This is a genomic window from Kitasatospora sp. NPDC088351 (genome assembly GCF_040685575.1).
GTDB lineage: Bacteria > Actinomycetota > Actinomycetes > Streptomycetales > Streptomycetaceae > Kitasatospora.
Map to the genome: position 1 here is coordinate 1 of NZ_JBFBIL010000081.1, position 22,749 is coordinate 22,749.

At 71.8% G+C, this 22,749-nt stretch carries 22 protein-coding genes and 1 pseudogene; 11 read left to right on the forward strand and 12 right to left on the reverse strand.

All coding sequences use genetic code 11. The features are described from left to right. Both AB0P06_RS33830 and AB0P06_RS33835 read right to left on the reverse strand, forming a co-directional pair. A partial coding sequence (locus tag AB0P06_RS33830; RefSeq protein ID WP_363614264.1) for a polyketide synthase occupies window positions 1-1,411 on the reverse strand: 1,411 nt, incomplete at its 3' end. Window positions 1,412-1,683: 272 nt separating this feature from the next. Further along, a complete protein-coding gene (locus AB0P06_RS33835; protein WP_363614323.1) occupies window positions 1,684-4,434 on the reverse strand; it encodes an AAA family ATPase in 2,751 nt (916 codons plus the stop codon). A 284-nt stretch (window positions 4,435-4,718) separates the two neighbouring features. Here AB0P06_RS33835 and AB0P06_RS33840 point away from each other — a divergent pair. Further along, a pseudogene (locus tag AB0P06_RS33840) lies at window positions 4,719-4,838 on the forward strand (metallophosphoesterase); the annotation flags it as partial. A 176-nt stretch (window positions 4,839-5,014) separates the two neighbouring features. Continuing rightward, the gene (gene ccrA, locus AB0P06_RS33845) at window positions 5,015-6,373 is read left to right on the forward strand and encodes a crotonyl-CoA carboxylase/reductase (RefSeq protein WP_363614325.1); all 1,359 of its coding nucleotides are present in this window, start codon (window positions 5,015-5,017) and stop codon (window positions 6,371-6,373) included. Between the two features lie 344 nt (window positions 6,374-6,717). Here the strand turns inward: ccrA and AB0P06_RS33850 are convergent, their stop codons facing one another. After that, window positions 6,718-7,704 carry a LacI family DNA-binding transcriptional regulator gene (locus AB0P06_RS33850; RefSeq protein ID WP_363614266.1) on the reverse strand — a complete coding sequence of 329 codons (987 nt, stop codon included), beginning with the start codon at window positions 7,702-7,704 and terminating at the stop codon, window positions 6,718-6,720. A 142-nt stretch (window positions 7,705-7,846) separates the two neighbouring features. Here AB0P06_RS33850 and AB0P06_RS33855 point away from each other — a divergent pair, with 142 nt between their 5' ends. The 5 genes from AB0P06_RS33855 (at window position 7,847) to AB0P06_RS33875 (ending at window position 12,160) form a co-directional block, all read left to right on the forward strand. Beyond that, window positions 7,847-8,767: a ribokinase gene (locus AB0P06_RS33855; RefSeq protein WP_363614268.1), complete on the forward strand. Its 921-nt coding sequence runs from the start codon at window positions 7,847-7,849 to the stop codon at window positions 8,765-8,767. A 123-nt stretch (window positions 8,768-8,890) separates the two neighbouring features. Next, complete coding sequence (locus tag AB0P06_RS33860) at window positions 8,891-10,237, forward strand: NtaA/DmoA family FMN-dependent monooxygenase (protein WP_363614270.1); 1,347 nt, start codon at window positions 8,891-8,893, stop codon at window positions 10,235-10,237. Window positions 10,238-10,272: 35 nt separating this feature from the next. Further along, the gene (locus AB0P06_RS33865; protein ID WP_363614272.1) at window positions 10,273-10,800 is read left to right on the forward strand and encodes a flavin reductase family protein; all 528 of its coding nucleotides are present in this window, start codon (window positions 10,273-10,275) and stop codon (window positions 10,798-10,800) included. Next, window positions 10,793-11,260 (forward strand): riboflavin kinase, encoded by a 468-nt coding sequence (locus AB0P06_RS33870; RefSeq protein WP_363614274.1) that lies wholly within the window; start codon window positions 10,793-10,795, stop codon window positions 11,258-11,260. Before AB0P06_RS33865 ends, AB0P06_RS33870 begins: the two co-directional genes overlap by 8 nt. 144 nt (window positions 11,261-11,404) lie before the next feature. Beyond that, window positions 11,405-12,160 (forward strand): nicotinamide mononucleotide transporter family protein, encoded by a 756-nt coding sequence (locus AB0P06_RS33875; protein ID WP_363614276.1) that lies wholly within the window; start codon window positions 11,405-11,407, stop codon window positions 12,158-12,160. Between the two features lie 87 nt (window positions 12,161-12,247). Here the strand turns inward: AB0P06_RS33875 and AB0P06_RS33880 are convergent, their stop codons facing one another. The 8 genes from AB0P06_RS33880 to AB0P06_RS33915 all read right to left on the reverse strand — a co-directional run bounded on the left by AB0P06_RS33880 (window position 12,248) and on the right by AB0P06_RS33915 (window position 17,781). Next, on the reverse strand, window positions 12,248-12,703 hold the full coding sequence (locus AB0P06_RS33880; RefSeq protein WP_363614278.1) for a hypothetical protein: 456 nt from the start codon (window positions 12,701-12,703) through the stop codon (window positions 12,248-12,250). Window positions 12,704-12,727: 24 nt separating this feature from the next. Continuing rightward, a complete protein-coding gene (locus tag AB0P06_RS33885) occupies window positions 12,728-14,731 on the reverse strand; it encodes an ABC transporter ATP-binding protein (protein ID WP_363614280.1) in 2,004 nt (667 codons plus the stop codon). After that, the gene (locus tag AB0P06_RS33890; protein WP_363614282.1) at window positions 14,728-15,273 is read right to left on the reverse strand and encodes an HIT family protein; all 546 of its coding nucleotides are present in this window, start codon (window positions 15,271-15,273) and stop codon (window positions 14,728-14,730) included. The genes AB0P06_RS33885 and AB0P06_RS33890 overlap by 4 nt, the downstream gene beginning before the upstream one ends. A 183-nt stretch (window positions 15,274-15,456) precedes the next feature. Beyond that, window positions 15,457-15,675, reverse strand: a complete 219-nt coding sequence (locus tag AB0P06_RS33895; protein ID WP_363614284.1) for a hypothetical protein — start codon at window positions 15,673-15,675, stop codon at window positions 15,457-15,459. A gap of 5 nt (window positions 15,676-15,680) precedes the next feature. Continuing rightward, window positions 15,681-16,166 (reverse strand): NUDIX domain-containing protein, encoded by a 486-nt coding sequence (locus tag AB0P06_RS33900; protein WP_363614286.1) that lies wholly within the window; start codon window positions 16,164-16,166, stop codon window positions 15,681-15,683. A 36-nt stretch (window positions 16,167-16,202) separates the two neighbouring features. Then, complete coding sequence (locus tag AB0P06_RS33905) at window positions 16,203-17,093, reverse strand: aminoglycoside phosphotransferase family protein (protein ID WP_363614288.1); 891 nt, start codon at window positions 17,091-17,093, stop codon at window positions 16,203-16,205. Next, window positions 17,090-17,590: an NUDIX domain-containing protein gene (locus AB0P06_RS33910; protein WP_363614290.1), complete on the reverse strand. Its 501-nt coding sequence runs from the start codon at window positions 17,588-17,590 to the stop codon at window positions 17,090-17,092. The genes AB0P06_RS33905 and AB0P06_RS33910 overlap by 4 nt, the downstream gene beginning before the upstream one ends. Further along, on the reverse strand, window positions 17,587-17,781 hold the full coding sequence (locus tag AB0P06_RS33915; protein WP_363614292.1) for a hypothetical protein: 195 nt from the start codon (window positions 17,779-17,781) through the stop codon (window positions 17,587-17,589). The genes AB0P06_RS33910 and AB0P06_RS33915 overlap by 4 nt, the downstream gene beginning before the upstream one ends. A gap of 409 nt (window positions 17,782-18,190) precedes the next feature. On the opposite strand from AB0P06_RS33915, the gene AB0P06_RS33920 reads away from it, so the two are divergent. Beyond that, window positions 18,191-18,379, forward strand: coding sequence for a hypothetical protein (locus AB0P06_RS33920; protein WP_363614294.1), 189 nt, complete (start codon window positions 18,191-18,193; stop codon window positions 18,377-18,379). 17 nt (window positions 18,380-18,396) lie between these two features. Here AB0P06_RS33920 and AB0P06_RS33925 read toward each other — a convergent pair whose 3' ends face one another. Next, window positions 18,397-20,235 (reverse strand): glycoside hydrolase family 15 protein, encoded by a 1,839-nt coding sequence (locus tag AB0P06_RS33925; protein ID WP_363614296.1) that lies wholly within the window; start codon window positions 20,233-20,235, stop codon window positions 18,397-18,399. A gap of 361 nt (window positions 20,236-20,596) precedes the next feature. Between AB0P06_RS33925 and AB0P06_RS33930 the strand changes: the two genes are divergently transcribed. From AB0P06_RS33930 to AB0P06_RS33940, 3 genes are all read left to right on the forward strand, one after another. Continuing rightward, complete coding sequence (locus tag AB0P06_RS33930) at window positions 20,597-21,112, forward strand: Pycsar system effector family protein (protein WP_363614301.1); 516 nt, start codon at window positions 20,597-20,599, stop codon at window positions 21,110-21,112. A gap of 43 nt (window positions 21,113-21,155) precedes the next feature. After that, window positions 21,156-21,809 (forward strand): Crp/Fnr family transcriptional regulator, encoded by a 654-nt coding sequence (locus AB0P06_RS33935; protein ID WP_363614327.1) that lies wholly within the window; start codon window positions 21,156-21,158, stop codon window positions 21,807-21,809. A 108-nt stretch (window positions 21,810-21,917) separates the two neighbouring features. Beyond that, window positions 21,918-22,748, forward strand: a complete 831-nt coding sequence (locus tag AB0P06_RS33940; protein ID WP_363614303.1) for a hypothetical protein — start codon at window positions 21,918-21,920, stop codon at window positions 22,746-22,748. Window position 22,749: the final 1 nt, after the last annotated feature.

A 22,749-nucleotide genomic window follows, 5' to 3' on the forward strand; every position in this document is an offset into this window, starting at 1 on the left:
GTTCCGGCGACGCCGCCACCTGCTCACGCAGCCGCGCGGCCTGGGCGCGCAGTGCGGCCGGGGACTTGCCCGACACCACCCACGGCACCACGGAACCAGTGCCCCCGGGCGCAGCCGGCGACGTGGCCGAGGGCCGCGCCGTCCCCGACCAACTCGACAGCACCATGTGGCAGTTGCTGCCACCCATGCCGAACGAGCTGACGCCGGCGATCAGGGGTCCGTCGTCGGGGCGGGTCCACGCTTCGAGCTCGGTCTGGACGCGGAGGTTCAACGCGTCGAGCGCGATGGCGGGGTTGGGCGTCTCGAAGTTGAGGCTGGGCGGGAGTTCCCGGTGGCGCAGGGAAAGGACGGCTTTCAGCAGGCCGGTGATGCCGGCCGCGCCTTCCAGGTGGCCGACGTTGGTCTTGGCGGAGCCGACCCGCAGCGGGGCGTCGGCGGACCGGGCCGCGCCCAGTACCGCTCCGAGGGCCGCCGCCTCGACCGGGTCACCGACCTTGGTGCCGGTGCCGTGCAGCTCCACGTACTGCACCTCGGCGGGGTCGACCCCGGAGAGCCGGTAGGCCTCGCGCAGCACTTCCTCCTGCCCGGCCCGGTCGGGCGTGGTCAGGCTGAGGCCGCCGCCGTCGTTGTTCGTCGCGGAGCCGTGGATCAGGCAGTAGACCCGGTCGCCGTCGGCGACCGCCCGGGAGAGCGGCTTCAGGACCACGAGGGCGCCGCCCTCGCCCCGGACGTAGCCGTTGGCCCGGGCGTCGAAGGTGTAGCACCGGCCGTCGGGCGAGAGGGCTCCGAACCTCGACGCGCCGACGAAGCTCTCGGGGGCGATGTTGAGGTTGACGCCGCCGGCCAGCGCGATGTGCGACTCTCCGCGCCGCAGGCTGTCGCAGGCCATGTGGACGGCGACCAGTGACGAGGACTGGCCCGTGTCCACGACCATGCTGGGGCCGCGCAGTCCGAGGGTGTAGGAGACGCGGTTGGCGATGATGCCGCGCTGCAGTCCGGTCAGCGAGTGCTGGGTGAGGGCCGGCAGGCCCCGCTGGTGCTGGAGGGCCGCGTAGTCGTCCGCGATGGCGCCGACGAACACGCCGGTGCGGCTGCCTGCCAGGGAGGACGGGAGGGCGCCCGCGTCCTCCAGCACCTCCCAGCCGAGTTCGAGCACGAGGCGCTGCTGCGGATCCATGGCGGCGGCTTCCCGCGGCGATATGCCGAAGAATGCCGGGTCGAACCGGTCGATCTGCTCGATGAATCCGCCCCGGCCGGTTTCCCGGCCGGGTCCGGTGGCCCCGGAACGGTTCTCGGGTATTCCGGTAATGGCGTCGGTGCCATCACGGAGCAGTGCCCAGAATTCGTCCGGGGTGGTCACGCGCGGAAGGCGGCAGGCCAGTCCGACAACGGCGATCGGATCGTTGTGCATCTCGGTGTTCCCAGACATCGCGACTCGGATTGCCTCTCCACAGAAAAATCAAATGCGGAAGCAGAATTGGGCAGCTGGAGCTGGTGGGAGGCTATCGCGCACGGTCAGGGGGGCCAACCCCTAATTTCTCGAATGCCACCCCCTACGGCATTCCTGGCAGTTCAGGGGCTTCCGCAGGGGTCCCCGCCGGTCACGGTTCTCCATGTGTCGTCGAATGGTCTCTTCCGGCCCGCTCCCGACAGGTCGTCACCATCCGTGTCCGGCCGGTTCCGTCAGGCGATTCCGGATGCCATGGGGAGGCGGTCCACGCCGAGGTCCATCACGAGCTGCCGCCGCCCACGGATGTTGAGCTTTCGGTACACGCGGGTGAGGTGCTGCTCGACGGTGCTCACGGTGATGTACAGCTCGGCCGCGATCTCACGGTTCGTGGAGCCCCGTGCCGCGAGGGCGGCCACCCGTATTTCCGAATCGCTGAGTCTGGAGATGGGGCTGGACTCGTTGTCGTCCGCCCGGGACTGCTCATGTGCCTTCAGCCGGCCCGGCCGAATGGCTTCGCACAGGGCGTCGGCCCCGCACTCCTTGGCCAGCCGCCAGGCCTGGTCCGTGATCGCGCCGGCCCTGCTGAACTCGCCCAGGGCCCGGTGCGCCCGGCCGAGGTCGGCCAGGGCGCGGGCCAGTTCCAGCCGGTCGCCGGACCTCTCCAGTTCCGCCACCGCCAGGGTCAGTGTCCGGGGACGCAGCGCGGGTTCGCCGAGCCCCGCGTGCAGCCGCAGCGCGGTTCCCCGGATACGGGAGCTGCCGGTCTCGTCGAGCTGGCGTCTGATCAGGCGCTCGGCGGGCTCGCGCTCGCCGATGCGCAGCCATGCCTCCGCGGCGTCCATGTTCCAGGGCAGCAGCACGGGCTGGTCGACGTGCCACTGCCTGGCGAGCCGCCCCGCCGTGAGGAACTCGCCGAGTGCGGCGTGCGCCCGGCCCGTCGCCAGGTAGTAGTGTCCCCGGGCTCGCAGGTACTTCAGCCCGTAGACGCTCCGGAACACGCTGTCGCGGACCGGGCGGCTGAGCTGGCGGGCCGCCGCGTTCAGCCGTCCCATGGCTGTGTAGGCGAGGATCTGGGTGGCGATCGCTCCTGCGGCGAAGACGCTGCCGATCTCCTCCGTGACCCCCTCCAGGGAGTCGGCGGCGTACTCCACCGCCTTGTGCAGGTTGCCCTGCGACAGGGAGATCTCGCCGCGGATCATGGCGAGTATGGTCCGCCAGCCCGGTGTCTGCCATCCCCGGGCCTCGCCGGTCAGCAGCTGCCACCGCGCCTCGATCTCGGCCGCGCAGCGGTTGCCCCGGGCCAGGGCGGACAGGGCGGTCACGGCGGGCTCGAACGTCGCCTCGGTGAGCGCCAGTAGCTGCAGTGAGCCCTCGGCGACGAGGGCGGTCGGCTCGTTGCGGACCGGGCGCGCCGGGGTGGGGCCGGGCAGTGTCACGGCCGGCGCGGCGGAACCGCAGGCCGGCGTCGTCGGCGTCGAACCGATCAGTGCGGTGTCGAGGATCCCGCGCACGTCCGCCGTGCCGGGATCGTCCTTTCCCGCGCCGCCGAAGTGGTGCAGCGTCCGTCGCGCCTCCTCGACCCGCCCCAGCGCGAGCAGCAGCCGGGCCAGCGGACCGGCGCAGGACTCGGGAAGCCGGTCGCTGTCCAGCAGGGCGAGGGGCTCCATGAGATGGGTTTCGACCGCGGAGGGGTCCAGCCGCAGCAGGACGGCCGCGAGCCTGAGCCGGATCTCGACGCGCTGTGCCGGGTCGGCGCAGGCGGCGCAGGCGAGTTCCAGGTACCTCACCGCCAGGGGCACGTCGCCGGCGAGCACGTGCTCGGCCGCGCACCGCAGGACATCGACGGCCCACGGCTCGAACGAGGTCGAAGACCCGGCGGCCAGCAGGTGTTCGGCGACGGTGAGGCCGCTGCCACCGGCGCGGCGCAGCTGCTCGGCCGCACGCCGGTGCAGGGCGGCGCGTCCTTGCGGCGCCAACTCGTCGAGCAGTGTCGTCTGCACCAGCGGGTGGCGCAGCGCGCAGCCGTCCATCAGCCCGATCGCGTTCAGCGCCTGTACGCCGCGGGTCACGGTGCCGCGGCTGACGTCCAGCATGAGGCTCAGCAGCTCGGGCGACGCCGCGCGGCCGAGCACCGACAGCCCCTTCACCAGGTCCTCGGCGATCGGGTCGGAGCGTCTCAGAATGCTGCGCACCGCGGCGATGAAGGCTTCACCGACCTGGGGCTCGGCCGGCGTCGGGGCGCGCCCCTGCGCGGCGGCGGTGTGATGATCCTCCAGTAAGGCCCTGAGAAGGAGCGGATTACCGCCGCTGACGGTGTGCCAGGACGGGGCGCGACGGTGCGCCTCGGCCGCCCCGAACGTCTCGCCGAGCACCTCGGCGACGTCATTCGGGCGAAGTGGGCGCAGGAAGAGCCGGAGCAGGTTCGGGTGCTGAAGGAAGAGGGTGCGCAACGCCGGGTCGCGGTGCCGCTCGTGGGCGGTCTCGGTCAGGACGAGCAGCAGCGGGTCGGTGCGTACGGAGCGTGCGGTGGCCAGCAGGTGGCGCAGCGTCGGCGCGTCGACGTGCTGCGCGTCGTCCACCAGGACCACCACGGGCACGCGGGCCGCGAGGTTGTGGAGGGCCAGGCAGAAGGCGCGTTCGCCGGACGGCGTTTCGGCCGTTGCGGTAGCGTCGGGGGCGGCGGCACCGGCGGGGGTCCGCACGCCCAGCGCCGCCCGCAGCGGCGCGTGCTCCGGGGCCGGCAGCGCGGGGTCGTGGAGCAGCTGGCGCAGGGCCGCCAGCGGAACCTCCCGCTCCCCGGGGTTTCCGGTGATACGGAGAACCACGGCCCGGTGCTGCTCCAACTGCCGTGCGAATTTCGCTAGGATTGCTGTCTTGCCGAATCCGGCCGGCCCTTGGAGAACCACAACGCCTGCATTGCCGGAGAGGCAGCGGGAGAATTCATCCACAAGCTTGGCAAGTTGCTCTCCTCTGCCGGTCAGCATGCTCAACACTCCGAATCCTTGGTCAGATTGCCGACGGCCGGGTCCCGTATGGCTGGCGGCAGTTGGGGGGGATGGTACCCGAGCGATGAGGACAGTGATCAATGCTGCGGACAACGCCCGATCACCAGGGAGGATAGGGGTTCCGACACCGGGGAAGATAGGGGTGTCGGCGGGCGAAGATAGGGGTATGCACGACAGTCGCCGCCGCGATACTTCACTGCTGTGACACTTTTTCACCCGCTTATGCGGGACGGCCGCACCCGCACCGTTCACTGCGCCGGCCGATGAACCACGGCCAGCTGCCGGGGATAAGCGACCTGCACGTCGCCTATCCCGAAAACCGGGACATTGTCGAGAAGCTGCGCCCGGAATCCGACCGGGACTGGCTGCTCGTGGCCGGCGACGGGGCGAGCTGGTCGCCGATATCGAGCGGGCGCCGGGCGTCCCGTGAGTGGAAGCGTCCCCGTCGCCCGCGTACCGTTCCCCGCCGCATCCTTCCGGCGCCGTCGGCTCGTCCGGCGAAGGCTTCAGCCGCCCCGACCACCAGACAACTGTCGCAGTAGCAAACCGACGTGAGGTGATTGACGTGGAAGCCATCGTGAGCGCCGTCGTTTCCGGCGAGGCCACTCGGCGGGACTTCGCCGCCTTGCCGCTCCCCGAGTCCTACCGGGCCGTCACGGTCCACAAGCAGGACGCGGAGATGTTCGCCGGTATGGAGAGCCGGGACAAGGACCCGCGCAAGTCCCTCCACATCGAGCAGGTGCCGGTCCCCGAACTCGGCCCCGGCGAGGCGCTGGTCGCCGTCATGGCCAGTGCTGTGAACTACAACACCGTCTGGAGCTCGATCTTCGAGCCGCTGCCCACCTTCGGCTTCCTGGAGCGCTACGGCAGACTCTCCCCCCTCGCCAAGCGCCACGACCTGCCCTACCACGTCATCGGCTCCGACCTGGCCGGCGTCGTCCTGCGGACCGGCCCCGGCGTCAACGCCTGGCACCCCGGCGACGAAGTCGTCGCCCACTGCCTGTCCGTGGAACTCGAATCCTCCGAAGGCCACAACGACACCATGCTCGACCCCGAACAGCGCATCTGGGGCTTCGAGACCAACTTCGGCGGCCTCGCCGAAATCGCCCTGGTGAAGTCCAACCAGCTGATGCCCAAGCCCAGGCACCTCAGCTGGGAGGAGGCCGCCGCCCCCGGCCTGGTCAACTCCACCGCCTACCGCCAGCTGGTCTCCCGCAACGGCGCGGGCCTGAAGCAGGGCGACAACGTGCTGATCTGGGGCGCCAGCGGCGGCCTCGGCTCCTACGCCACCCAGCTCGCCCTCGCCGGCGGCGCCAACCCCATCTGCGTCGTCTCCAGTGGACAGAAGGCCGACATCTGCCGGGCGATGGGCGCCGAGGCGGTCATCGACCGCTCCGCCGAGGGCTACCGGTTCTGGAAGGACGAGCACACCCAGGACCGGCGCGAATGGAAGCGCCTCGGCGGGCGGATCCGCGAACTGACCGGCGGCGAGGACGTGGACATCGTCTTCGAGCACCCCGGCCGCGAGACCTTCGGTGCGAGCGTCTACGTCACCCGCAAGGGCGGCACCATCGTCACCTGCGCCTCCACCAGCGGCTACAACCACGAATACGACAACCGCTACCTGTGGATGTCACTCAAGCGCATCGTCGGCTCGCACTTCGCCAACTACCGCGAGGCCTGGGAGGCCAACCGCCTGATCGCCAAGGGCAGGATCCACCCCACCCTCTCCAGGACCTACCCCCTGAACGAGACCGGACAGGCCGCCTACGACGTCCACCGCAACCTCCACCAGGGCAAGGTCGGCGTCCTCTGCCTCGCCCCCCACGAAGGCATGGGCATCCGCGACCACGACCTGCGCGCCCGGCACATCGACGCGATCAACCGCTTCCGGACCACCTCGGCGCCCACCGGGTGACATACCCGGGTGACCGCCACCGTCACCGGCGCGTGGCCGGACCACCGTTCGGCGTGGGCCGCGGCCCGGCCGGCGCGTGTGGAACTGCTCGTACTCGCGCGGTGCGTGGAGCAGGTGGGCCCGGTTCCGGATGAGGGTGCGGTCGAACAGCCCGGTTCGGCAGGATCGCACCCGGCGTTCCGTGATCGCGTTCATGCGTGGCATCCGGATGCCGGTCCGGACGACGCGCGGCGAAGGCCGGGGCGAGGCGGCCGCCCGTCAGGTTTCCGCGCGTCAGATTTTCCCACCCGTCAGATGCCAGACCGTCAGATCTTGCCCCGCCGGGCTTGCCGTCCCTCTCGGGGCTATCCGTCGGTGGAGGCGCGGACGACGAGCCGGGGAGGGAACCGCTCGACCCGTTCGGCCCGTTCGCGGCCGGGTGCCTGAAGGAGCGTCAGCGCGCGCTCGGCCATGGCGGCCAGCGGGTGGCGGATGGAGGTGATGGGCGGGTCGAGGAGTTCGAGTATCTCGGTGTCGTCGAAGCCGGTGACGGCGATCTGTCCGGGCACGGAGACCGCCGAGCGCTGCAGCGTGCTGACCAGTCCCACCGCGAGGACGTCCGCGCCGCAGACGACGGCGTCGATCCGGGTGTGCTGTTCGGCGATGCGGCGGCCCGCGGTGCGGCCGGCGTCGGTGGTGAAGCTGGGCAGCAGGACGGTGGTGGCGTCGGCCCCGCGGGCCTCGGTGAAGGCGGCGAGGCGTTCCGCGCCGGAGGAGGACGCCTGGTCGGCGGCGACCAGGGCGATCCGGTGACGGTCGAGGCCTTCGAGGTGGTCGAGGAGCAGCCGCATCGCGGCGGTGTTGTCGAGGGTGACGGCGACGGTGCCGGAGTCGGTGGCCCAGCGGTCGAAGAGGACGACGGGGGCGCGTCTGGCGGCGGCCCGGACGGCGGGGCCGGACGCGCCGGCGGAGACGGGGACGACGAGCAGGCCGTCGACGCGGCCGTCGAGCAGGGTCTCGATCTGCTCGGCCTCGACGGCGGTGTCGTTGGCGGCGTCGGAGACCACCAACTGCCCACCGGCGGCGCGGACCTGTTGGGCGATGGCGTCGGCGAGCTGGACGAAGTAGGGGTTGGCGAGCGTGGGGACGACCACGCCGACGGTGCCGGTGGTGCCGGTGCGCAGCGCCCGGGCGGAGTGGTTGGTCCGGTAGCCGAGCCGCCGTGCGGCCTCCTCGACGCGGCGCGCGAGCTCGGGGTCGACGTTGCGGGGCGTGCCGGCGAGGACACGTGAGGCCGTGGCGCGGGAGACGCCGGCGGCCTCGGCCACGTCGAGGAGTCGGGGCGCTGTCACGTGGGTGTCCTTCGCGGTCGGTGGGCGGGTGCGCCACGGCGGTGGGGCGGCCGTGCGGGGCGGGATGTGCAGGATGAGGGTACTTGACGGCGTGTGAGTGCTGGTCCAGCATGTGGGAGATCGATCTCCCAAGGAGCGTTCAATGCCGTCCATCACCGTTGTCGGTTCAGTGAACCGCGACTTCGTCCTGACCGTCAGGGACCTGCCAAGGCCTGGCGAGACCGTGCTCGCGCGGCGCTTCGTGGAGGGCGCGGGCGGCAAGGGGGCCAACCAGGCCGTCGCGGCCGCCCGCCTCGGATCGCGGGTGCGGCTGGTCGCCAGGGTCGGCGCGGACGCCTCCGCCATCCTCGGGGCGCTCGCCTCCGAGGGCGTGGACGTCGAAGCCGTGCGGTCGGACCCACGCACGACGACCGGGATCGCGGCGGTGGTCGTCGACGACGCCGGCGAGAACACCATCGTCGTGAACCCGGGGGCCAACGCCGGCCTCGGGGTGGAGGACCTGCCGCCGCGGCTCGTCCGGTCGGCGGGGGAGGTCGTCCTCGTCCAGAACGAGATCCCCTCCGACGTGGTCGACCAGGCGGTCCTGCGGGCCCGCGAACAGGGCGGGATCGTCGTCCTCAACCCCGCCCCCGCCCGACCCGTCGACGCACGGGTTCTGGCCGCCGTCGACGTCCTCGTCCCCAACCTCGGCGAACTGGCCTCGCTCCTGGGCACCGAGCGGCCCGCCACCCTCGACGGCGCGCGGGACCTGCTGGAGGGCGCCGCGCTCCCGTGCCGGGCCGTCGTGGTCACCCTCGGGGCGGACGGGGCCCTGCTGAAGCAGGCGGACCGCGCCGGCGCCACGCACATCCCCGCCCCGCTGGTGGCCGCCGTCGACACCGTCGGCGCCGGCGACACCTTCTGCGGCGCCCTCGCGGACGCCCTCGCCCGCGGCGCGGGCCTCGCCGCCGCGGCCGAACGCGCCGTCCGCGCGGCCTCCCACGCCGTCACCGGCCTGGGCGCGCAGGCCGCCATGCCCTACGCGGCCCAGCTCGACACACCCGCGGACCCCACCGCTTCCTGACCCCCGCAGAGCCCTTCCCGACCCGCAGGGCCCCCACCGCCCGGCACCCTGACAAAACCCCCAGGGCCCCCACCGCTTCCTGACACCCCGCAGGGCCCCCACCAGCACAACGGAGAACCACCCATGAGGAACCTCAAGCTCGGCCTGTTCGAGAACGCGCAGACCAACGCGAGCGGCACCGCCACCTGGCGCCACCCCGACAGCCGGCGACACCTCTTCGACACCCTCGGGTACTGGCGCGAACTCGCCGCGGTCTGCGAGGACGCCAAACTGGACTTCCTGTTCCTCGCCGACGCCTGGGGCTGGTCCGAGATCGACGGAGTCCGCCCGCCCATCGCCACGGAGGAGACCCTCGACCTCCCGCGACTCGACCCGATGGTCGTGGCCGCCGCGCTCCTGTCCACCACCACCGACCTGGGCCTGGTCATCACGGGCTCCGTCCTCGTGGAACCCCCCTACGCGTTCGCGCGCCGCCTGGCCACCCTCGACCAGCTCTCCGGCGGCCGGATCGGCTGGAACGTCGTGACCACCGGCACCGCCGACACCGCGGTCAAGGCCTTCGGCATGGAGATGGTCGCGCACGACGACCGCTACCGGATGGCCGAGGACTTCCTCGACCTCGTCTACAAGTACTGGGAGGGGGCCTGGGAGCCCGACGCGCTGGAGAAGGACAAGGACGGAAGGTTCGCCGACCCCGCCAAGGTGCACCTCGTCACCCACGAGGGCCCCTTCTTCCGCTCGCAGGGATACGGCAACACCGCGCGCTCCCCCCAGGGCACGCCCGTGCTGTTCCAGGCCGGGGCCTCGCCCGCCGGCCGCCGCGTCGGAGGCCGGCACGGCGAGTGCATGTTCGTGGGAAGCGGCTCGGTCGAACAGCTCGCCGGGCACACCGCCTCCATCCGCGAGGAGGCCGTCAGGGCGGGCCGCCGTGCCGACGACGTGAAGGTGATGTCGGCGTTCTCGTGCGTCGTCGGCGCGACGACCTCCGACGCCCAGCGCCGCTACCAGCGCATCCTCGACGCCCAGCGGTCCGAGGTGACCGTCGCCAGCTACGCCATGTTCACCGGGCTCGATCTCTCCTCCTACCCGCCCCACACGCCCATGGCGGACCTGTCCACCGAGCTGTCGCAGACCCAGGTGGCCCGCTTCGCCGGCAAGACGGTCGGTGACGTCCTCGCCGACTGGCACACCCACGGCGTCGGGGCGCGGCCCGTCGTCGGCACGGCCGAGGAGATCGCCGACGAGATCTGCGCGCTCGCGGAAGGCGCCGACCTCGACGGGTTCCTGCTCTCCCCGACCGTCCAGCCGACCTCCACGACGGACTTCGTCGAGTCGGTCCTGCCGATCCTGCGGGCACGCGGAGTGTTCCGGGGGGAGTACACCCCGGGCGAGAGCCTGCGCGAACGGCTCACCGGGGCGTCCGACCGCGCGCTGCCGGACAGCCACCCCGCGGCACGGCACCGGCACTGAGAAACCCCACCCGAGACGAGAGGACGGCGAAGACCATGGCCACGTCCGCCCACCACCCGCCCCGGCCCACCGCGCCGACGGAGGAACTCGACCCGGCGACGCTGCGCCAGGCGTTCGGGGCCTACCCGACCGGCGTCGTCGCGATCGGCGCGCTGCGCGGGAGCGAACCGGTCGGGTTCGCTGCGAGCTCGTTCGTCTCGATCTCGCTGCAACCGCCCATGGCCGCGGTGAGCGTGGCCCGGACCTCGACCACCTGGCCGCGCCTGGCGCAGGCGCCCGTCCTCGGACTGAGCGTGCTCAGCCGCGGCCAGGGCGCGCTGTGCCGGCGCCTGGCCTCCCGCGAGGCCGACCGCTTCGACGGCGTCGCGTGGAGGGCGACGCCCGAGGGCGCCGTCGTGATCGACGACGCCGCACTGTGGCTGACGGCCCGGGTGAGCGCCACCTACGACGGCGGCGACCACGAGATCGTGCTCATGGAGCTGATGACGGCCGAGCTGTTCCCCGGTGTGGAGCCGCTCGTCTTCCACACCAGCCAGTTCCGGGAGCTCACCCCCCATGCGTGACGCCCCGGCCGTCCTCGCGCACCTCACGGGCACGGTGGTGCACGGCGCCGGCCGGGGCCGCGGGCTCGGCTTCCCCACCGCGAACATCGCGCCCGACCCCGGCTCGCCGGTCCCACCGCCCGCGGTCTACAGCGGCTGGGTCGTGCGCCACCCCACCGGCGCCCTGCACCGCGCGACGATCAGCGTCGGCTCCAACCCCACCTTCTGCGACACGGCGGAGATCCACACCGAGGTGTACTGCCACGACACGTCGGACGACCTCTACGGCGAGCGCGTCGGACTGTGGTTCGTGGCCCGGATCCGGGACACGGTGAAGTTCGCCTCGCCCGACGATCTGGTGCGCGCCGCCCGGCAGGACGTCCTGCGTTCCGAGGAGTTCCTCGCCTCGGAACGCGGGCGGCGCGTCCTGGCCCACGCGCTCAACGCGTTCGCTGACACCGCTGACACCGCGACCGCCTGACCCTCTTCCCACCCCGCACACACACCCGGCGCGCACCCCCACGCCCACCGCCGCCCCCCAGCCGGCTTTCGCGCGCCACGACCGGCCCGGTCCGGTCCCGCAGCACAACCCCCACCTCGCTCCGAACGAACAAAGGCGTGAGTAATGAGCGTATTCCAGTGGCTGAACGAGCAGTTCAGCTTCTTCGGCGTCCCCGTCTACTGGTCCGACTTCCTGGGCAACATCCTGGCGCTCGCGACCGTCTGGCTGGCCCTGCGGCGCTCGCTCGTGGCCTGGCCGGTGCAGATCCTCGGCTCGGTCCTGCTGCTGATCGCGAGCATCAACGTCCACCTCGGAGGCAACGCCGCCCGGCAGATCGTGATCATAGCGTCGGCGTCCTGGGGCTGGGCGACATGGCGCCGCAGCAGAGACAAGGAAGGCACCATCAACGTCCGCTGGGCGCCATGGGGCCAGCGCGTCGCACTGATCGCCGTCATGGCCGCCGGAAGTCTCGCCTTCGGCGCCCTGCTCAAGACGGCGGACGCCTCCTTCTACCCCGGCGCACCCTGGTGGATGGTCCTCGCGGACGCCTGGATCTTCGTCGGCTCGATCCTGGCCATGTACAGCCAGGCCCGCCGGTACGTCGAATTCTGGTTCGTCTGGCTCGCCGTGGACCTGGTCGGCGTCCCCCTCGCCATCCACTCCGAGCTCTACTTCTCCGGAATAGTCTACGCGATCTTCTTCGTCATGGTCGTCATCGGCATCCGCGACTGGGCGTCCCACAGCAAGCCCCAGGAGATCGCCTCTCCCCTTGAACCGGCCGTCCTCGTGGAAAGCCGCGACGACACCGCACCGACCGCCCGGCCGCACCCCGTCCGGCCCGACACGGAAACCGCAACCGGCCTCCGAACCACCGACTGACCCACCACCACGGCCGCACGGTGCGCAGACCAGGCGCGACCACACCCTCTCCCGGCGTGCCGGGAGAGGGTGTGGTCCTGCCCGGCCCTACACCTCGGGACCGGTCGGCTCGACCTTGAAGGTCCGGGCCGCCGCCCCGCCGCGACCGCCTGCCCCGACCGTGGCCGTTGTCGGGGCCGACGGCGTTTCGACGCGTGCCCCGGTGGCGGGCTCCGGGCCCGTTGCGGGGCGAAGGCGGGTGGCGAGGGCCGCCATGTCGGTGGTGAACCGGTCGCCGAGGTCGACGCCGGACTCCTTGGCGATGACGATCAGCGAGAACAAGCAGTCGGACAGCTCGTGACCGATCCTCCCGGCATCGGCGGCCAGATCGGCGCGGTGGCCCTGGTGGGCCATGACCAGCTTCGCGAGGTCGCCCACGTCGCCGGTGAAGCCGAGGACGAAGTCCGTCAGGTCCCAGATGCGGCCCAGTTCGTGTTGGTTGATGTCGTCGTAGCGGGCGCGCACCTCCTCGGCTGCTGAACACATCTCGTCCCAGGTGGGCATCGGCTGCTCCGTATCGGTGGGTGGTCAGGCGGGTTCGACGCCGGCCGTGGTCGTCGCGTCCCGCTGGTGGGGGATCCCGGTGGCGTACTGGCGGGCCTGGAGAAGGTAGGAGGCCCGGTAGCGGCCGGCCGGGTCGGCCATCAGCTCGGCGTGGGTGCCGTGTTCGGCGAGCAGGCCCTCGTGGAGGACGTAGATGAGATCGGCGTCGGCGGTGGCGGCCAGGCGGTGGGTGATGAGGATGACGGCCTGGCCCCGGTCGGCGAGTTCGCGGACCCGGGCGAAGGCGGCGATCTCGGCCTTCGGATCGAGGGCGCTGGTGGGTTCGTCGGCGATGACGAGGTGGGCGGGGCGTCCGCCGGGGCCGGTGGTGGTGGCGCGGTGGTGGGCGCGGGCCATGCCGATGCGCTGCCACTGGCCGCCGGACAGCTGCACGCCGCCCTTGAAGCCGCGGGCGGCGAGGGTGTCCCAGCCGTTGTCCTGGGCCTCGACGATCGGGTGCAGGTCGGCGTGGTCGGCGGCCCGCTTGAGCAGCGTCGGGTCGTCGCCGTGCTCGGGCCGGCCGATCAGGACGTTGGCGCGCAGGGTGAACGGCCATTGCTGGAAGCCCTGTTCGAGTACGGCGACCGAGGCGAACAGCTGGTCGCGGTCGGCGGCGGTCGCGTCGACGCCGTCCCAGAGCATCCGGCCGGTGGCGGGCGGGTAGAGGCCGGTGAGGACCTTGGCGAGGGTGGTCTTGCCGGAGCCGTTGTCACCGACCAGGGCGACCACCCGGCCGCGCGGGATCGTCAGGGTGATTCCGGACAGGGCCGGGGTGCTGCGGCCGGGGTAGGTGAAGGCGACGTCCTCCAGGGTGATGACGTCCGGGCGTTCGGGCAGGGCGGTGCCGCCGGTGGGGATGGCGCGGCGCTCGGCTTCGCGCTGGAGCCGTTCCAGGTCGGCGACGAACAGGGCCTCCTCGTAGAGGTTGTTGACGGTGCCGACGAGGGAGGTGATGTCGGCGGCGCCGGTACGGATGCCGACCACGGCGGTGCCCGCGACCGCGAGGGCCATGTGCCCGTCGTGGACGAGCCAGCCCAGCAGCGCGAAGGTCGCGGCGGCGGCCAGGCCCGAGAGGACGGACGCCAGCAGTGAGGTGACGGCGGTCGCCGCCGCGAGGCGGTTCTGCTCCTGTTCGGACGCCTCGGCCATCGCCGTGTAGTGGCCGAGGATGAACGGGCCGATGGCGTGGACGCGGACTTCGGCCGCGGAGTGCGGTTGGGTGATGAGCTGGGCGAGCAGGGAGGCGGCCCGGTGGTGCTGGAGCCAGGCCATCACCGAGCCGTAGCGGCGGCGGGCGGAGCGGACCGCGCCCCAGCCCTTCGGGGCGGCGATCAGCACCAGCATGGGCAGCAGGACGGGGTCGAGGCTGAGCAGGACGCCGCCGGCGGCGACCAGGCCGAGCAGCGCGGTGAGCACGGCGATGCTCTGGCTGATCAGCCGGCGGACGGCTGCGGTGCCGAACCGCGCCGATTCCAGCATCCTGCTGAAGTCGGGCTCCTCCAGCGCGGCGAGTTCGACGCGGGCGGCCCGGCGGAGATAGGCGACGGTCGCGGCCCGTTCGGTCTTGGGCTCCAGCCGGCCGCCCGCCCACTGGGAGACGGTCCGCAGCACGGCGGACACGGCGGAGGCCCCGCCGACGGCGAGGACCGCGGGCAGCGCTGCCTGCAGCAGCCGGTCGGCGCTGCCCACGGCGAACAAGGAGGCGAGGGCGCGGTTGGTGGCGAGCAGGCCGAACGCGGTGGCCAGGGCCCGGCCGAGTTCGGCGACCGCAACGGCCACCAGCGCGGTGCGATCGGCCTGCCAGGCCAGGCGCAGCGCGGTGCGGAGCATCCCGGGGATCTGGCGGGCGATGGTGAGGAATCCGACCTTCAGCATGGTCTGCTCGTGGTCGTCGAAGTTGTAGTCGTAGCGCAGCCGGCCGCCGAACAGGAACCGCTCGCTGTCGGAGACCTCGCCCTCGGGCTCGGGGCTGGACGGGCGGGTCTTCAAGTGGTCTCCTCTGCGGGACTCGGCCGAGTCGCCGGTGACATGGCGTCGCCGTGGGCGTATCGATGGAGGTGGGCACGGAGCCGGGTGGCGAGGTGTTCGGACTGCTCGGGGTCGTCCGGAAGGACGCCGGCCCCCTCGGTCATCAGGGCGTGGAACTGCTGCTGCTCGTACGGGACACCGGGAGGCAGCGCGGCGACGTGCCAGTGGACGTGCGCGTTGCCCTGCCGGCTCCCCAGGCTGAGCACGTACAGGCGCTCCGTCGGGACGGCCGTGGCGAGCGCGGTGGCCACGCGGTGCACCACCAGCTGCAGGGCCGCGTACTCCTCCTCGGTGAACCCGCCGATGGCGTCCTCGATATGGGCGCGCGGGGCCACCAGCAGCTTGCCCGGCAGGGTCGGGTAGCGGTCGAGGAATACGACATGGACGCCGTCGTCCAGGACGACCCGGTGCTCGTACCCGGGGACGCCGGCGAGCAACGAGCAGATGAAGCACGGCCCGGTGCGGGCCCGCTCGTTGTAGGCGTCGAGGTCGAAGCCGCTCACCGGCCCCACCCCTCGGGCCCGGGCCGCCGCACCAGGTAGCCGTCGAGCGGACCGAAGCCCAGGGAACGGCAGGGCGGGGCACCGGCCTCGGTGGCACGCGGTTCGACCGAGCTGCAGTCGGCGTCTTGCGGGATGGCGGGGCGAACAGAGAGGCCTGGCACGGCGATTCCTCCAGGAAGGCGGTCAGCGGGACGGATCCGGTGGCGGGGGATCGAGGCGGACGAGGTGACGGTCGGTCCTGCCGTCCGGCTGGTGCACAGTGCGGTAGGCGTACGGCACAGTGCTGCCGGGGAAGGTGGCGACGCCTTCCTCCACGACAGGCTGCTCGTCGGCGATGGCACGCAGCCGGTCGTCGGCGTCGGCCGGCAACTGCGGGCCGGGTGGCCGTCGGTGTCGGGCCACCGCTCTCACCCGCCGACCAGGGTGCGCGGGTCGAAGCGCTCGTCCTCCCAGCCGTGGGTGGAGAAGCCCCGTCCGCCGGACAGGTAGAGCGTGAGCGCGGCGTGGGACGTCGGGAACATCGGCAGGGGCAGTGCGTCGGCCGGGGACCAGAGCACATCGAGGTGCTTGTCCGGTTCGGTGTTCGTCAGTTCGCCGCGCCAGGCGGTGGCGAGGAACACCGACAGCAGGAACGGACCCCGGCCGTCCCAGCCGGCTGCGACCTGGACCGTGTGGACGAGCCGCAGGTCCTCGGCGGCGACGATCAGCCCGGTCTCCTCCCGCAGCTCGCGGGCCGCGGCTTCGTCGAGGCGCTCGCCGACCTCGACCTTGCCGCCGGGGATGGTCCACGCCGGCGTGTTGCTCCAGCTGTTCGCCGCGTAGTGGACGGTCGCGACCAGGCCCTGGTCCCGGTCGTGGGCGATCACGGCTACGGCCTGGCGAAGGCTCTCCACAGTGCTACCTCCAAGATGGCTGAGCGGATGGGGACTTCAGACGGTCGGTGCGGGGTGGCGCAGCTGCTCCAGGACGGTGCGGGCGTAGCCGAGGATCTCCTCGTCGTGCTGGTGGTCCAAGGCCCAGCGCAGGACGGCGGGGCAGTCGATCGCTGCCCAGACCCGGCACGCCGCCCACTCGCCGGGGGTTAGTTCGCGTCCGTAGCCGCTCAGGAACGCCGTGCGGAGGTCGGGCCGGTGCGGGGTGAGCTGGAGCATGACCCGCATCAGGTCGCGGCGCACCGGCTCCTCGACCTGGCTGCGCTCGAAGTCGATCACGCCGACGATGAGTCGGCCATCGTCGCCGCGGTGGACGAGCCAGTTCCGGGGGCCGAAGTCGCCGTGGCAGGTGGTGAGAGCGGTATGCCGGGGCTCGATGCGGGTGGCCTCGGCCAGGACCTCGACGTCCTCGTCGGACAGCTGGGCGTCGTGGGCACGGGCGAGCGCCCCCTCGCGTTCCTTGCTCCAGGGCAGCCGCTCGCCGACCACGCCGTCGGAGGTCGGGTGGGTGTGGATGCGTGCCGCGAGCAGGCCGGCCTGCCGGTACACCTCCCGTTCCTCGGCCGGGCCGAGGGCGGCCTTGATGGCCGGGGTGCCGGGCAGTGCTGTGGTGACGACGAGCAGCGACGAGGTGTCCTCGGCGAGGAAGGTCGGGGCCCGACCGCCGCCGAGGGCGGGTGCGAGGTGCCGGTAGGCGGAGGTCTCACGCCGGTGCATGAGCTCGTTCTTGTGTCGCTTGGCGAACAGCCGTCGCCCGTCGCCGGTCCGGATCTCCCACACCGACGGTCGGCCCGCACGGTCCCGCGAGCGCACGCCCAGCAACTCGTACGGACCTGCCGTCTCGTGCAGCAGCCGGTCGGCGTCGTCGGGCAGGGTGTGTGCCGTCATGCCGGCCAGCCGACGGTGGAGAGCAGGTTGCCGCAGGCGATCTCGCCCAGGGCGTGCGCGGTGTAGGGCACGATGTCGGCCGGCAGCCGGCCAATCGGCCACCAGCGCAGTTCCTCGCACTTGTGCGGCTCCGCGTTGCGCACCTGCCCGCGGTAGTGCGCGGGGCGGAAGAAGAGCTGGAGCCGACTGCGGCCGTCGTCGGCGTCGAGGTGGTGCAGCGTGTGGACGAGCGCGAGGTCGTCCGTGGCGATGGTGATGCCGAGTTCTTCCTCGGCCTCGCGCGTCATGGAGCGGGTGACCGGCTCGTCCCGCTCCATGTGCCCGGCCGGCAGGTGCCACAGCCCGTTGGCGTAGCTGGTGTTGCGCCGCCGCCCGAGCAGCACGGTGTCGCCGTCGACCAGGACGAGGTGGACGCCGACGACCAGGGTCAGCGGGTCCGTCCCGGGCTCGCGGGCTGCTGTGTCCGCTGGGCGGCCGGTTTCGTCGAGCTGGGTCACGAGGTCCTCCCGGGGCGCTTGGCAGCCGCCGCGGTGAGCAGCGGCAGGTAGTGGTGCATGTAGAGCGGGATTTTGAGGTCGAGCACCTCGTCGAGAGGGACCATGTGCAGGGCCAGGGCCTCGTCGCCGAGCCGCAGCACCGTCTCGGGCCCGTCCCAGACGGTGTGCAGGACGCGGGTGAGTGGATGCACGAGGTCTCGGTATGCCGAAGTCGATCTCCGGGGCGGGTACTGCCCGTCGGTCGGTGCCGGTCTTCGCCACAGGTCCTCCGGACACGGTTGGCGCGCGGGTGCGCAGGATTACTGAACCAGGGCGCTCTGATAGCCAAGTGAGCTACCGCAAAGCTGAGTTCAGGGAAGTGCTACGGGGTGCTCGGCGTCCGATGATGGTGCTGTTCGAGTGCGGCGTTCAAGCGGATTTACCTCCGGGCGAGCCCGGGTCGAACGGTGACTTTTCGAGCACCTTCCGGGCGCGGGCGAGGGCGGCCTCCGGCCGGTCGCGGGCGGGCACGGGCAGGGTGGCGGAGCCCAGTGCGCAGGCGGCGAGCGCGCGTTCGAGCCGGGCTGTCCGTCCGGGTTCGAGGCGGTCGTGGACGCTCTCGTGGGCGAGGAGGTCGCGCAGCGCGGAGCCGTCGTCCGATTCACTCGTTCGGCTGGTCAGCTGCCCGAGCAGGTTTCGGGCGGCGGGCGGATCGGGGCCGGCGGCGTCGAGCGCGCTCAGGGCGTGGCGGTGCTCGATCGCGGTACCGGCGGCGTGCTGGTCGCCGGGGCGGCACAGCGCGGTGAGTGATTCCCGCGAAGCCGCGGTCAGCCCAGGGCGCGGTCCAGGTTGAATGCGGCGCTGATCAGGGAGAGATGGGTGAACGCCTGGGGGAAGTTGCCGAGCTGTTCACCGGTGCGGCCGATCTCCTCGGCGAACAGGCCGAGATGGTTGGCGTACGTGAGCATCTTCTCGAAGGCCAGCCGGGCCTCCTCCAGCCGGCCCGCCCGGGCCAGCGCCTCGACATACCAGAAGGAGCAGATCGAGAAAGTGCCCTCGGAGCCCCGAAGTCCGTCCGGACTGGCCGTCGGGTCGTAGCGGTAGACCAGGGAGTCGGAGACCAGGTCCGAGGTGAGCACATCCAGGGTGGAGAGCCACTTGGGGTCGGTGGGCGAGATGAACTTGGCCATCGGCATCATCAGCAGGGACGCGTCGAGGACCTTGTCGTCCAGCCCCTGGACGAAAGCGCCGCGCTCGGCCGACCAGCCGCGCGCCATGATCTGCCGGTAGATCGCGTCGCGGGACTGGCGCCAGCGGGGCAGGTCGGCGGGGAGTCCGCGCCGGTTCGCCGTCCGGATCGCCCGTTCGAGCGCGACCCAGCACATCAGCCGCGAGTACACGAAGTTGCGCCGGCTCGCCCGGGTCTCCCAGATCCCCTCGTCGGGCTGATCCCAGCACTCGCAGAGCCAGTCCACCACGGCGCCGACCTCGTCCCAGTGACCGCTGCTGATCGGCTGCCCCCACTTGTCGTAGAGATAGACGGAGTCGATCAGCGCGCCGTAGATGTCCAGCTGGAGCTGCTGGGTGGCGGCGTTTCCCACCCGGACCGGCGCCGACCCCAGGTAGCCCTCGAAGTGGGACAGCTCGTACTCGGGCAGGTCGCAGCGCCCGTCGATGCCGTACATGATCTGCAGCGGGCCGGTCGCGTTGGTGCCCCGCATGATCCCGTGCTCGGAGATGAAGCCCATGAAGGCCTCGGCCTCCGAGGTGAAACCCAGGCGGAGCATGGCGTAGGTGCAGAAGGCCGCGTCGCGGACCCACACGTAGCGGTAGTCCCAGTTGCGCTCGCCGCCGATCTGCTCGGGCAGGCTGGTGGTCGGGGCGGCGACGATCGCGCCGGTGGGCGCGTAGGTGAGCAGCTTCAGGACCAGGGCCGAGCGATGCACCATCTCCCGCCACCGCCCGTGGTACTGCGAGCGGGACAGCCAGTGGCGCCAGAACCGGACGGTGGCCTCGAACTGCCGCTCCGCCTCCAGGTGGGGGCAGGAACGCGGGCTGACACCGCTGCTCACCCGGTCGAGGGCGAACACCGCGGACTCGCCCTCCAGCAGCTTGAAGTGCGACCACACGTCCACGCCGTCGGTCTCGACCGGCACGGTGGTGGTCAGCGCCAGGGACAGTGAGGGGGAGCGGAACTCCGTGTAACCGCTCCCGAGCTCCACGGTGTGCGTCTCGGTCCCGTAGCCGAAGCGCGGGGCGATCTTCGCCCGGAACGGGAGCGTCCCGCGGACACAGAGCACCCGCCGGATCAGCCGGTGGCGGTCCGCCTCGCGGGACTCGTCGACGACGGGCATGAAGTCCTGGATCTCCGCCACCCCGTCCGCCGCGAAGAACCGCGTGATCAGGACGTTGGTGTCGGGGAAGTAGAACTGCCGGGTACGGGCCGGCACGTCCGCGGACAGCTCGAAACGGCCGCCCCGGTCCGCGTCGAGTATGGACGCGAACACGCTGGGTGCATCGAAGCGCGGGCAGCAGTACCAGTCGATGGTGCCGTCGGTGGCGACGAGCGCGGCGGTACGGAGATCACCGATCAGACCGTGCTCGGAGATCGGCGGATACCGGGAACCGTCCGGCTGCCCGAATCCGCCGCTGCCGTACTGCGCCATGGCGGCCTCCTCACCCGGTACTGCGGGACATCGAGCCGAACCTCTTGTTTCATGCTAGATCGCGGCACGTTGGGGCGCCGAAGCGAACCGGTGTGCCGGGGCGCCGGTGCCGGACGGGTAGCCCCGGACGACGTCGGCACCCAGGAGCAGTCGGGCCGGGCTGATCGCCATCGGTGAGGTGTCCGTTCAGAGGAGGCCCGTATCTGCCGCACCCTCTACGGCGGCTGACGCTCCTCGGCCACTGTGGGCGTCCAGCTGTGACGCGGCGAACAGCAGCGGTGCCCGGTACTGGGCTTCCGCTGCTACCCGCCTCCCGGAGAGTGGTCACGACCGAATCGTCCGACCATCTCAGGGGGTTTCGATGCCGGAGAAGAACAGCGGGACTGCCGACCCCTCGCTCGTTCCGGTGGAAGCGGTGCTCGGCGCCAGGTCGGCGGCGGTGCTCGTGGAGCTCCAGCGTGCCGACGGGAAGGCTGCCGCGCTCTGCGCGCTGGCCGGCGGCACGCTGGCCGCAGCGGTGGCGGCCGTCCCGGCCTGGTCCACCGGACCGGCGCTGCTGACCGCGGCGGTGCTGTGCGGCTGTGTGCTCCTGCTCGCCGCTGCGGCGGCCGCGCTTCTCGTCATCCGGCCCGTGCTGCCGCAGGGCCGGTCGCTGGCCGAGCTGGAGTCCTTCCGGTTCGGTCCGGTGACGGCGAACGCCCTCGCCGACCTGGCGACTCTGGACCGGGCGGCCCTGATCGAACTGGAGGCGCAGCGCCTGTGGCGGCTGGCCGGGCTCGCCGAGCGGAAGTTCCGGGCCGTCAGGACCTCGGTGGACCTGATCGCTGCGGCGGGCACGGTGACCGGAATCGGCCTGTTGATTTCCTGCACGAATTGAGAACATCGTGCCGCTGTTGTCCGAGGGAACTCAGGGGGGGCATATGTATCTTTGCCATGAATCTATCATCGGTGATCAGCTCTGGTCAGAACTGCGCAATCTCGCACCGGAACGCAGTCGTCCCGCCAGATCCATGCTGCTCCGCCAGGGCGACCCCGCCACCCAGGTGATCCTGCTCAGTTCTGGATCCACCCTGGTCACCCTGGCGGGCGCCAACGGCGAGCGGACACTGCTGGCCGTCCGCGGCGCCGGCGAACTGCTCGGCGAACTCGCGGTCCTGGACGCCCAGCCGCGTTCGGCCTCGGTGATCGCCGCCGAACCGTGCCGCGTCCACCTCATCCCCGCTCCCGACTTCCTCGCCTTCGTCCACGAACACGATCTGACAATTCCTCTGCTACGGCACGCCATTGCGCGCGTCCGGGAGGCAGAGGCGGCCCGGCTGGAAATGGCAACCGCGCCGGTGCCGGTGCGTCTGGCCGCCGCTCTGGGCCGACTGGTCCAGGCGGCTTCCCGGCACGGCGCCGAGGCCGCGGTGCGGCTGACTCAGACCGAGCTGTCGCAGTTGATCGGAGCCTCCCGGAACGGCGTGGGCAGCGCGATCAGGCCGTGGCGGGAACGGGGCTGGCTCGGGACCGAGGCCGGCGGCGGACTGGTTATCCGGAACATGTCGGCCATCCAGGCCGACGTGCTCGCCTGAGTGACGCAGGCCACCGTGGCGGTGCCCAGTACTGGGCACCGCCGCTCCGTCCGGCCGAGCAGCATGGGGCCTCGTCCACCGCCCCGACTGCCGAAAGGCCACCCACCCGTGACTTCCTCCGCCTCCCTGCCTGACCACGACGCAACAGGCCACGACGTGCCGCCCGAGCAGGCCGTCATGGTTGTCGACATGAAGGGCTACAGCCGGCTTCCCGAAGCGCAGATGGCACCGGTCCGGTCCGATCTGGACAGCATCCTGGAGACCGTCTTCGCCCAGAGCGGGCTGCCCGCACCCTGCACTTTGGGCACCGGTTACAGGGACGCGGGCGACGGTGTCATCCTGGTGCTCCCGCCCCGGCACGCCGCGCGACTGGTCGATCCGCTGCTGGGGAACCTGAGCGCCGCGCTCCAGCGCTACGAGGGCATCCGAATGGCCGCCGCACCGGTCATCCGCCTCCGGGCCGCCGTCCACGTCGGTCCGCTGAGCGTTCCCGACCGCCGCGGCGCCGCAATCAACGATGCCTGTCGGCTGGTCAACAGCGACGCGGCTTACCAGGCCATCGCGGCTGCGGCCGACAACGGGCTGTTCCTGGCGGCCGTCCTCTCGGAGCCCGTCTACCAGCGATCCGTGCAGGCCGGGCGCACCCGGCCAGAAGCGACGGAGCGTCAGGTCCTATCGGCCACAGCCCGGGTGGCCGACAAGCCTGGATTCGAGGCGTCGTGCCGGCTGCTTGTCCCTGGCCTGCCCGCCGACGCCCTTCGCGGGTACCTGCCCGACCCCGACAGCGCCGTTCCGCGCCCCGCTCCGACGCCCCCGGCGCACCCCGAGCCGCAACAGCCTGCCAGGGCGGGGGCCGTCTTCAACTTCCACGGGACGGTCAACGAACCCGTCATCGCGGAGCGAATCAAGAACATTCGGAACGACCGCCGCAGCCGCTGAG